Source organism: Edaphobacter aggregans DSM 19364, assembly GCF_000745965.1.
Classification (GTDB): Bacteria; Acidobacteriota; Terriglobia; order Terriglobales; family Acidobacteriaceae; genus Edaphobacter; species Edaphobacter aggregans.
Window position 1 is genome coordinate 122040 of the sequence record NZ_JQKI01000018.1, and the last position, 10280, is coordinate 132319.

Sequence of the window (10280 nt, forward strand, 5' to 3'; positions counted from 1 at the left end):
CCCCCGCCCCAGCGCATGGAGCGGCAACGCTGCTGGCGAGCGCGCAGCGAAGGGATCGACCTGAGTTGTGAGCGGAGAGCTGTCACTAGTCGGCGAAGAGGCCAGGGCGGCGCACCACGGGAAGCGCACGCAGATCAGCCGCCTCCGTGTGGTGCATCCAGAACGAGCACCGTGCCGTAATACCCGCAGCTGTAAGGCTAGGCGGCATAACCTGAGTCCTCTACACGCGCAGTATAGCCTCAGAGCGCATCGTCTGGCTCCGCCAGTCTCTTTTCTCCGCCACACATCAGGAAGCTATTTTAGAAAGAATCGCGCCGCCGGCGTGCACATCCAACACGCATAAGCACAAGCAACGCAGCAATATCTGTTGGTTTGCCTCGCCTCGCAGTCGCAGCAGATCTTTTCGACCTCCGGGAGCCGTTTTGCATGAGCCGGCGTGATCTCTTTCAGCTTCTCCTCCTCTCCGCCGTCTGGGGAGCGTCCTTCATCCTCATCGAAATCACCGGCCGCAGCTTCCCGCCGCCCTGGGTCGCGCTGCTGCGCCTCAGCTTCGGCGCCGCCTTCCTCTGGAGCGTTCTTCTTCTACGCAAGCGCTCGCTCCCTCCGCGTCGACTCATCATCCCTCTGCTGATGGTGGCGTTCTTCAACAACGCCATTCCCTTCTGCCTCTTCGCCCTCGGCGAACGCACCGTTCCCAGCGGAATCGCCGCCGTGCTCAACGCCACTACGCCCATCTGGACGCTGCTCCTCACCCTCGGCGTCCAGAGCACCCGCCCCGCGCGCTACACCATCGCCGGCATCCTGCTCGGCTTCACCGGAGTCATGGTCGTCGTCTTCAGCCACGGCAGCGAACAGCACGGCAGCGTCAGCACAGGCCAATTCTTCCTCGGCGTCCTCTACATCGTGCTCGCCAGCCTGGGCTACGCCATCGCAACCGTCATCGCCAAGAACCGCCTCAAAGGCCTCGACCCCATCGGGCTCGCGACCACGCAGCTCACGCTCGCCTGGCTCATGATCCTTCCCGTCGCAACATTCGGCCCGCACCCCGGCACAATCGCGCGCAGCTCTATCGCCGCCGCCAGCCTGCTCGGCGTCGCCGGAAGCGGCCTCGCCTACCTGCTCTACTACGATCTGCTAAGTCGCATCCCATCCACCCACGTTACGGCCGTCACATACCTGCTGCCGATCTGGGGACTCTTCTGGGGATACATCGCCCACGAGCCCATCCTGTGGACCGCCTACCTCGGCGTGCTCATCGTCATCGCCGGCCTTGCACTGATGAACCGCGCCTCGACGTCCACACCCATCAAGGTGGAAGCGACGAAGGAGACGGTCGCCTGCGATGCCGGCTAGCGCGTTACTTCCTCCGCCAGCGAACCCCGTCCTTCGAGTCCTCGATCAGGATCCCCTTCGCCAGCAGGTCATTGCGAATCGCATCGGCACGGGCAAAGTTGCGAGTCTTCTTCGCCTGCGTACGCTCCGCCACCAGTGCATCAATCTCAGCGTCCGAGAGCGAAAGATTCGCCACCAGCTCCGGCGAAGCCTCGCCCAGCCTTCCCTCCGCCTCCGCCCACTTCAGCGCCGCACGCGTAATCTCCGCGTCGTTGTCCTTCAGCACCGCGAAGACGCCGTCGAACAGCTCCATCACCTTCAGTACCTCATCCACGTCGCTCATCTTGAGCGTGCCCGCATCCGCCGCGCTGTTCACCACGCGAACCATATCGAAGATCGCCGCGCGCGCCTCAGCCGTATTCAGATCATTCGCCAGCGCCGCCGTGTACTTCGCCCGAGCCTCATGAATCACTAAGGTCAGGTTGTCGATGACCACCTTGCCCTCCGGAAGCTCCTCGGGCCACGGCCCCTTCAGCATGCGTTGATGAAAGTTCCGCAGCCGCTCGATCGCGTTCGTCGACTCCGTCAGCGAATCGAACGTGAAGTTCATCTGGTTGCGATACGGCACCGAGATCAGCAGGAACCGTATCGCCGACGCGCGATAGCCCTTCAGCAGCAGGTCGCGCAGCGTGTAGAAGTTCCCCTCCGATTTCGACATCTTGCGCCCCTCCACCAGCAGGAAGCGCACATGCATCCAGTGCCGCGCAAACGCCTCCCCCGTCGCCGACTCCGACTGCGCAATCTCGTTCTCGTGATGCGGGAACATCAGGTCCTCGCCGCCGCAGTGCAGGTCGAACGTCTCGCCCAGAAACTTCGTCGCCATCGCCGAGCACTCGATGTGCCAGCCCGGCCGCCCGCATCCCAGCGCCGTTTCCCAGCTCTGCTCACCGGGCTTACACGCCTTCCACAGCGCGAAGTCACGCGCCGCATCCTTCTCGTACTCATCAATATCGACGCGCGCGCCGTCCTCGATGCCCTCGAAGTCCTTGCGCGACAACTTGCCGTACTCCGGAAACCGCGCAATGCGGAAGTACCAGCTGCCATCCTCCGCCTTGTACGCGATGTCCTGCGCGGCGAGCTTCTCGATCAACCCCACCATGTCCGGAATGCAATTGGTCGCCTTCGCCACCTGCTCCGGCCGCTCGATCCCCAGCGCATCGACATCTTCAAAAAAAGCCTGCTCGTACTTCGCCGTATACTCGGCGATCTTCTTGCCCGCCGCCGCGGCGTTGCGAATGATCTTGTCGTCGACGTCAGTCACGTTCATCACGTACTTCACCGTCATGCCCTGCTGCCGCAGGAAACGTCGCAGCACATCCACGTGCAGGAACGTTCTGAAGTTGCCGATGTGGCCGTAGTCGTAGACGGTTGGGCCACAGCAGTACATTCGCAGCTCCGGCGCGCCAACCGGCGCCAGCGTCTCAACCTTGTCGCCCAGGGTGTTGAAGAGTTCCATCGTTGCCACGTGCGTCTCTATCCTGTCGCAGCCGAGCACGTAGCACGGTGCAGACTCTCTCTCGCAAGAATTTCCTTGTCGATTTTAGCCGATGACCGGCGATTTCTCCCCTCTAGCTGCCACCAAGCCGCAGCTGCGGAGTCGCCCCCAGCGCATCCGAAGCCACCTCGCCCGCCACAAACTTCGGCCACGCCGCAGCGGCAATCATCGCCGCATTGTCCGTAGACAAGGCCAGCGAAGGAAACGCCACCGGCAACCCGCGCTTATCCGCCTCCGCCTGAAACCTCCGCCGCAGCTCGCTGTTCGCCGCCACACCGCCCGAGACCACCATCCCCCGCGCCCCAAACGCCTCAGCCGCACCAAAGGCCTGTCGAAGAAGATTCCCCACCACCGCATACTGAAACGACGCAATCATATCCAGCGTCTGCTCATCGCATAGCCCCGCAGCCTCATCCGAACCCGGCTTCCACTCTGGATGCTTTGCCAAAGCCGTCCTCCGCGCCTCCACGCTCTCGCGCATGTGGTTCGTCTCGATATACCGCAACACCGCCGTCTTGATCCCGCTGAACGAAAAATCAAAGCTCGGCGCGCCATCCACGTCGTGCGCACCTCCGCGATGCTTGATCGGCTGAAACCGGAACGGCACCGCGCGAGGATTCCCGCGCCGCGCCAGAGCATCGATCCACGGGCCTCCCGGATACCCCAGCCCCAGCAGCTTCGCCACCTTGTCATACGCCTCGCCCGCAGCATCGTCCACCGTGCGCCCCACATTGCGGTACCGCCACACCCCCTCGCTGCTCTCAGCCAGATACAAATGCGTATGCCCACCCGAAACCACAAGCGCCAGCAGCGGAGCCTCACCGCCAACCCGCTGACCCACTGACTCGCTGACTCGCTGACTTGCTGACTCGCTGACTTGCTGACTCGCCTCCATCAGCACCGCATGAATATGACCCTCCAGATGATTCACCCCAATCAAGGGCTTATCCAGCCCCAGCGTCAGCGCCTTCGCATACGTAATCCCCACCAGCAGCGCGCCCGCGAGCCCCGGCCCCTCCGTCACCGCCACTGCATCCAGATCATCAAATTGAACGCCCGCGCGGCTCATCGCCTCTCGCACCACCGGCACAATATTCCGCAGATGCTCACGCGACGCCAGCTCCGGAACCACGCCACCATAGTTCGCATGCAGATTAATCTGCGACGCTACCACATTCGACAGCGCCTCCCTGCCGCCGCGCACCACCGCCGCCGCCGTCTCGTCGCACGAGCTCTCGATCGCCAGAATCAGCCCTGTGCCCGCTCTCTCCCGCATCTCTTTATCATAAAGACTGAGATGGCCGAGCAAGCGACTCCCGTATCTTCAAACCCAGGCTACCGCGCAGCCCGCGGCATCGCCGCGACTCTGCGTTCCGCCGGCTACGACGCCTATCTCGCCGGTGGCTGCGTGCGCGACCTCCTCCTCGGCCTCGAACCCAAGGACTACGACGTAGCCACCAGCGCCACCCCCGAAGCTGTCCTCCAACTCTTCCCCGACAAAAAAGCCCTGACCGTCGGCGCACACTTCGGCGTCGTGCTCATCTGTGAGCCAAACAACGGGGAGCCAAACGACAGCGAACCAAACAGCATCTCCACCGAGATCGCCACCTTCCGCCACGACGGCTCCTACTCCGACGGCCGCCGTCCCGACACCGTCGAGTTCTCCTCCTCGCCCCGCGAAGACGTCCTCCGCCGCGACTTCACCATCAACGGCATGCTGCTCGACCCCGCCGTCTACGACCGCACCGGCAATGCCGCCCAGGCCACGCTCGACTACGTCCACGGACGCGAAGACCTCGCCGCCCGCATCATCCGCGCCATCGGCGACCCCGCACAGCGCTTTGCAGAAGACAAGCTCCGTATGCTGCGCGCCGTGCGCTTCGCCGCGCGCCTCAACTTCGCCATCGAACCCGCCACCGCCGCCGCCATCCGACAACTCGCCTCCGAGATCACCGTCGTCAGCCCCGAGCGCATCCGCGACGAGATCACCCTCATCCTCACCGAAGGCGGCGCACGTCCCGGCTTCGAGCTGCTCGACTCCCTCGGCCTCCTGCCCCACATCCTCCCCGAGATCACCAGACTCCACGGCGTCCAGCAGCCGCCCGAGTACCACCCCGAAGGCGACGTCTGGATCCACACCATGCTCCTGCTCGAAAAACTCCCCGTCGACGCCTCACCCACGCTCGCCTGGGGATCGCTCCTTCACGACGTCGGCAAGCCCGCCACCTTCCGCCCACCCGACCCCGCCAATCCCAACGACCGCATCCGCTTCAACGGCCACGTCGAGGTCGGCGTCCGCATCGCCGAACATATCCTTCACCGCCTGCACTTCTCCAACGACGAGTCCGAGCAGATCGTTGCACTCGTCAAAAACCACATGCGCTTCGCCGACATCATGCACATGCGCGAGTCCACCCTCAAGCGCTTCCTCCGCCTCCCTCACTTCGACGAGCACCTCGCGCTCCACCGCATCGACTGCCTCTCCTCGCACGCCGACCTCAGCCTGTACGACTTCGCGAAGCAGAGATACGAGACCGCGCCAATCGAGGCTCTCCTGCCAAAGCCGCTCCTCACCGGCCGCGAGCTCATCGCCGCCGGCTACCAGCCCGGTCCGCGCTTCAAAAAGATGCTCGAAGCCGCCGAAGACGCGCAACTCGAAGGCCTCGTCACCACCGAAGCCGAGGCCCTACGCTTCGTCCAGGAAAGATTCGGCGTCGCACTGAAACCTTCGAGCTAAGCCACAACCCAACGCATCTAACGCTCAATGAAATCGTCCCCTCCCGAAGTCCTCGTCATCGGTGCAGGCATGGCCGGCCTCACCGCCGCCCGCGCGCTCGCCGAAGCCGGCGTCTCCGTCACCCTCATCGAGGCCCACAACCGCGTCGGCGGCCGCATCCTCACCCAGCGCATCGGCGACGACACCATCGAGCTCGGCGCCGAGTTCATCCACGGCCGCCCGCCGGAGCTATGGGCCCTCATCGCCGAGACCGGCCTCGAGACCTACGAGCGCGACGGCACCACAGCCTGCTTTACCAACGGTTCGCTCGCACCGTGCAACGAAGATGACCGCGCCTTCCACCTCCTCGAAGGCCTCGAAGACTTTACCGGCCCCGACGTAAGCTTTACCCAGTACCTCTCCACTCTCAAGGCCACCGACTCCGAGCGCATCTCAGCCCGCAGCTTCGTCGAAGGCTTCAACGCCGCCGACGCCAGCCAGATCAGCGCCGCCTCTCTCGGTCTGCAACAGAAGGCCGAGGAATCCATCGAAGGCGACCGCGCCTTCTACGTGGGCGGCGGCTACGATCAACTCCCCAATCACCTCGCAAAACGCATCCGCGACTACGGCTCTACTATTCACCTCGACACACCCGTTCGCCATCTGCGCTGGAGTTCCGGCCGCGTCGAGGCCACCACCGACACCCACATCGTAGCCGCGCAACAAGCCATCATCACCATCCCACTCAGCGTCCTCCAGCACGGCACCCTCGCCATCGAGCCGCGCCCCGACGCCATCCTCAGCGCCGCCTCGCAGCTCCGCATGGGCAACGCCTTTCGCATCACGCTCCGCTTCCGCGATCCCTTCTGGAAGAACCTGCCTCCCGCGAAGTTCGAAGACCTCAGCTTCCTCTTCAGCTTCGGCGAGATGCCTCCCGTCTGGTGGACCACCCACCCGCACCCCAGCCCTCTGCTCACCGGCTGGGTCGGTGGCCCACGCTCCGCCGCGCTGGCCATCCTCTCCTCCTCCGCGCTCGCCGACCGCGCCTGCTCCACGCTCGCGCACATCTTCGGCCTCCGCACCGCGCAGCTTTGCGATCTCCTCCTCGACTGCTACTCCCACGACTGGCGCAACGATCCCTTCTCCCTCGGCGCCTACAGCTACGTCGCCGCCGGAGGCCTCGACGCTCCGCGCCTCCTCACCCAACCCGTCGCCAACACCCTCTTCTTCGCCGGCGAGCACACCGACACCACCGGCCACTGGGGAACCGTCCACGCCGCCATGCGCTCCGGACTGCGCGCCGCGCAGCAGATCATCGACCTCCGTACCTAGCCTCCCCGACCTCCACACCTAAGCCGCGGTGCTCTGCGCCAGCAATCGATCCACGCGGTCCCTCAAGCCCAGAGCATCAAACGGCGCGCGCACCTTGGCATCGTTGTCGAAGTACACATACACATCGCGAGGCCGCCCCTCCGCATCCACAGAATCCGCACGCCTGCCCGGAGGCTGCCCACCTCGCGCCCATGTCACCACACGCTCCGCCCACTCGTTCAGCGCAGCGTCCTCGTATCCGCTCGCATATAACTGCTCCGACCCGTGCAGCCTGCAGTACACAAAATCTGCGCTCACATCCATCAGCAGCGGCCAATCAACCGTGTCCGCCACCACCAGCCCGATATCCTGCTCGCGCAGCAGCTCCACAAACTCCGGCACCACAAAGCTCTCGTGCCGAATCTCGACGCAGTGCCGCAGCGGAGCATCCTTCTTCACACGAAACTTCGCGTCCTCGCGCATGCGCGTCGCATACCTTCGCATCAGCGCCGCGGCCTCGCGATGCGTTCGCGGCAGCAGCCGGAAGAACGCCTCAAAACGGTCGTGGTCAAATCGTACCTGCGCAGGAAACTGCCACAGCAGCGGCCCAAGCTTCGCGCCCAGCCGCAGCATTCCGCTGCCAAAGAAGTTCGCAAGCGGAACCTTCGCCTCGCGCAGCTTCAGCATATGCGTGATGTAGCGCGAGCCCTTCAGTGCAAACACAAAGTCAACCGGAGTCTCGGCTGTCCAACCCGCAAAACTTTCCGGCCGCTGCAACGAGTAGAACGTTCCGTTGATCTCCACCGTATCGAACTTCAACGCCGCAAACTCCAGTTCCCGCCTCTGCGCCAGCCCCTTGGGATAGAACACCCCTCGCCACCCCGCATACCTCCATCCCGAAATTCCGATCCGGATTCGCCCCGTCGCTGCGGCCATACGTTTTGGATGAGCTGCCACCGCCTCTCTGCCGTACCGCTCGCTCAAGCGCTGAAACCTCTTCTATCCTGAGAGACAAAGCAGCCATGCCCATCACCGACCTCCAACCAACTCCCATCACCCTCCGCTCCCACCGCCCCGGCGACATCGGCTGGGTCGTCGAGCGCCACGGCACCCTCTACGCGCAGGAGTACGGCTGGGACGAGCGCTTCGAGGCTCTCGTCGCCCGCATCACCGCCGACTTCATCGACCACCTCGACCCCGCCCGCGAGCGCTGCTGGATCGCCGAGCGCGACGGCCAGCGCCTCGGCTGCGTCTTCCTCGTCCGCGACGCCGAATCCGACCCCAACACCACCGCCCGCCTCCGCCTCCTCCTCGTCGACCCCGCCGCCCGAGGCCTCGGACTCGGCCGCACCCTCGTCGAGCAATGCACGGCGTTCGCCCGCACCGCCGGCTACCGGCGCATCACCCTCTGGACCAACTCCGTCCTCACCTCCGCCCGCCGCCTCTACGAGCAGGAGGGCTACCGTCTCCTCCGCGAAAAGCCTTACACTGCCTTCGGCAAAGACCTCGTCTCGCAGGACTGGCAACTCGACCTATAGACTGGCAATCGACCTCTAACCAGCGACAAGCGCTATTGCCCCAAAAGAATCTCATCCTGAGCGAAGTTGGACCTTTTGCGTCAAACGCAGTCGAAGAGCCCGCCCTGAGTCTGCCGAAGAGACCTGCGGTTTGCCTGTCGAAGAGGAAACATCCGAAGGAGGCACACATGCTCGCCCAGGCCGATCTCCTCGCCTTCATCCCCACCGTAGACGCCGAAATAGCCCGCCGCTTCTACGTCGATACCCTCGGCCTCACCTTCGTCTCCGACGACGAGTTCGCCATCACCATTCGCACCGGCAAAACCGACATCCTCATCTCCCGCATGGACGCCTTCAACCCCTCGCCCTTCACCATCCTCGGCTGGAAGGTCCCCGACATCGAAGCGACCGCAAGCCAGTTCGCCGCCGCCGGCATCACCTTCGAGCGCTACCCCTTCCTCGAACAAGACGCGAACGGCATCTGGTCCGCCCCCGACGGCGCCGCCAAAGTCGCTTGGTTCAAAGACCCCGACGGCAACATCCTCTCCATCTCCCAGCACGCCTAGTGCATTCTCTATTTCTTTGCAAGCACCGGCACAGCGCGAATCGATCACCATCCCCAGAATGGCGTCGTACGCCATCTGTGACTCATTTGCCTTCGGATCGCTGTCGATATCCACCTTGTGGACAACCACCATATCCAGCTCCGGAAATACCGTAATGAACTGCCCTCCAGTGCCCATCGCGGAATAAGCTCCTTGCCACGGACCTACATACCAATCCCCCGGATACGCGCCCGTATCCCATGCCCACCACGACATCCCATAACCCCAGCGCTCCGGTTGGTCGGGATTTTTCAGCCAGACCGGATTGAGATCCTGCCAATGCGTCGTCACCGAAGTCGTCCATCCGCACCAGTCTTCTGAGATCAGCTGCTTTCCATTCCACTTACCGCGATGAAGCATCAGCAGTCCAAGCCGAGCCATATCTCGCGTCGAAAGATACATGGCAAACTCCGGATGTATCGACGGAGGCGCAGGAATTTTTTTGTATTTCGCGATTGAAGTCTTGAAAGCCAAGCGGTCGCGCAAGATCAGACTCCAGGGCATCATAGATATTCTTCCCTGTTAGCTTCTCAAACGCCACACCGGCAGCATTGAAGTCCCAGTTGTTATAGGCCCATGTTGTATTTGGAGGAACTGAGCCGCGGCGAGGTTCAAAAGCATCCAGACTCTTATTCCCCGACGGCAGATAGATACCGGAACGAGCCGTTAGCAAATCAATCAACCTCGCTTTCTCCTCTATCGGGAGAAATATCTGGTTGTCCTCGAGCCCAAGCTCTTTCACCGTCTTATTTAGATCGGCCTTTCCGCTTGTTACATAGGGTCCATACAGCATCGACAAAATGCTCTTGCGAACGGACGCAACCTTGCTGTTGAGGGAGATCTCCCCGTACTGGAACAGAACTCTGTCATGAACGATAACCATCATCGCCGTAGTACTACTGTGTTATAAACGTAGATGCAGACAACAGGGACATCTGGGCAGAGAGCGTGCAAGGTGGGTTGCGATCTGTCGGCGCAGGGTGGTAATGGATTGAGGATTATGCCGTTCTGTGCGGACGGGCAGCGCCTCTGGGCGTGTAGTCGGATCGCACGCGGGGTATGTGAATCTGGATGTGGGCTGCTTTGATTGGCCACGAGTTGCTTGAGGGGGGAAAAAGGCACCGCTCCAGAACCAGGAAGCTATAGGCAGCGATCGATAGAGTTGCATGATGATGAAACCCGCGCCAGTTCCGGCCTTCGAAATGTCCCAGGCCAAGTTCCTGCTTCAGTTCCTCGTAGTCGCG

Annotated in this window: 9 protein-coding genes and 1 pseudogene; 5 read left to right on the top strand and 5 right to left on the bottom strand. The window is 62.9% G+C overall.

Annotated elements, in window-relative coordinates:
• The first annotated feature begins 426 nt into the window (after nt 1-426).
• Nucleotides 427-1353: a DMT family transporter gene (locus Q363_RS09595; RefSeq protein WP_051978598.1), complete on the top strand. Its 927-nt coding sequence runs from the start codon at nt 427-429 to the stop codon at nt 1351-1353.
• A gap of 4 nt (nt 1354-1357) precedes the next feature.
• On the opposite strand, the gene cysS is transcribed toward Q363_RS09595, so the two are convergent.
• The gene (cysS, locus tag Q363_RS09600; RefSeq protein WP_035349605.1) at nt 1358-2848 is read right to left on the bottom strand and encodes a cysteine--tRNA ligase; all 1491 of its coding nucleotides are present in this window, start codon (nt 2846-2848) and stop codon (nt 1358-1360) included.
• 112 nt (nt 2849-2960) lie between these two features.
• Entirely contained in the window at nt 2961-4163 is a 1203-nt protein-coding gene (gene tsaD / locus Q363_RS09605; protein ID WP_035349606.1) for a tRNA (adenosine(37)-N6)-threonylcarbamoyltransferase complex transferase subunit TsaD, read from the bottom strand.
• Nucleotides 4164-4184: 21 nt separating this feature from the next.
• Here tsaD and Q363_RS09610 point away from each other — a divergent pair, with 21 nt between their 5' ends.
• Both Q363_RS09610 and Q363_RS09615 read left to right on the top strand, forming a co-directional pair.
• On the top strand, nt 4185-5624 hold the full coding sequence (locus Q363_RS09610; RefSeq protein ID WP_035349572.1) for a CCA tRNA nucleotidyltransferase: 1440 nt from the start codon (nt 4185-4187) through the stop codon (nt 5622-5624).
• Nucleotides 5625-5651: 27 nt separating this feature from the next.
• Nucleotides 5652-6935, top strand: coding sequence for a flavin monoamine oxidase family protein (locus Q363_RS09615; RefSeq protein ID WP_035349573.1), 1284 nt, complete (start codon nt 5652-5654; stop codon nt 6933-6935).
• 18 nt (nt 6936-6953) lie between these two features.
• Here the strand turns inward: Q363_RS09615 and Q363_RS09620 are convergent, their stop codons facing one another.
• Nucleotides 6954-7898, bottom strand: a complete 945-nt coding sequence (locus Q363_RS09620; RefSeq protein ID WP_245632138.1) for a DUF72 domain-containing protein — start codon at nt 7896-7898, stop codon at nt 6954-6956.
• A 38-nt stretch (nt 7899-7936) separates the two neighbouring features.
• On the opposite strand from Q363_RS09620, the gene Q363_RS09625 reads away from it, so the two are divergent.
• Both Q363_RS09625 and Q363_RS09630 read left to right on the top strand, forming a co-directional pair.
• Entirely contained in the window at nt 7937-8452 is a 516-nt protein-coding gene (locus tag Q363_RS09625) for a GNAT family N-acetyltransferase (protein ID WP_035349575.1), read from the top strand.
• Between the two features lie 167 nt (nt 8453-8619).
• A complete protein-coding gene (locus tag Q363_RS09630; RefSeq protein WP_035349607.1) occupies nt 8620-8997 on the top strand; it encodes a VOC family protein in 378 nt (125 codons plus the stop codon).
• A 382-nt stretch (nt 8998-9379) separates the two neighbouring features.
• On the opposite strand, the gene Q363_RS35955 is transcribed toward Q363_RS09630, so the two are convergent.
• On the bottom strand, nt 9380-9922 hold the full coding sequence (locus tag Q363_RS35955; protein ID WP_051978599.1) for a serine hydrolase: 543 nt from the start codon (nt 9920-9922) through the stop codon (nt 9380-9382).
• Nucleotides 9923-10034: 112 nt separating this feature from the next.
• A pseudogene (locus tag Q363_RS42720) lies at nt 10035-10280 on the bottom strand (IS701 family transposase); the annotation flags it as partial.

Excerpts from the sequence above, each read along its gene's own strand:
- Q363_RS09595 (WP_051978598.1), top strand. The coding sequence starts at position 427 with ATGAGCCGGCGTGATCTCTTTCAGCTTCTCCTCCTCTCCGCCGTCTGG.
- cysS (WP_035349605.1), bottom strand. The coding sequence starts at position 2,848 with ATGGAACTCTTCAACACCCTGGGCGACAAGGTTGAGACGCTGGCGCCG.
- tsaD (WP_035349606.1), bottom strand. The coding sequence starts at position 4,163 with ATGCGGGAGAGAGCGGGCACAGGGCTGATTCTGGCGATCGAGAGCTCG.
- Q363_RS09610 (WP_035349572.1), top strand. The coding sequence starts at position 4,185 with ATGGCCGAGCAAGCGACTCCCGTATCTTCAAACCCAGGCTACCGCGCA.
- Q363_RS09615 (WP_035349573.1), top strand. The coding sequence starts at position 5,652 with ATGAAATCGTCCCCTCCCGAAGTCCTCGTCATCGGTGCAGGCATGGCC.
- Q363_RS09625 (WP_035349575.1), top strand. The coding sequence starts at position 7,937 with ATGCCCATCACCGACCTCCAACCAACTCCCATCACCCTCCGCTCCCAC.
- Q363_RS09630 (WP_035349607.1), top strand. The coding sequence starts at position 8,620 with ATGCTCGCCCAGGCCGATCTCCTCGCCTTCATCCCCACCGTAGACGCC.
- Q363_RS35955 (WP_051978599.1), bottom strand. The coding sequence starts at position 9,922 with ATGATGGTTATCGTTCATGACAGAGTTCTGTTCCAGTACGGGGAGATC.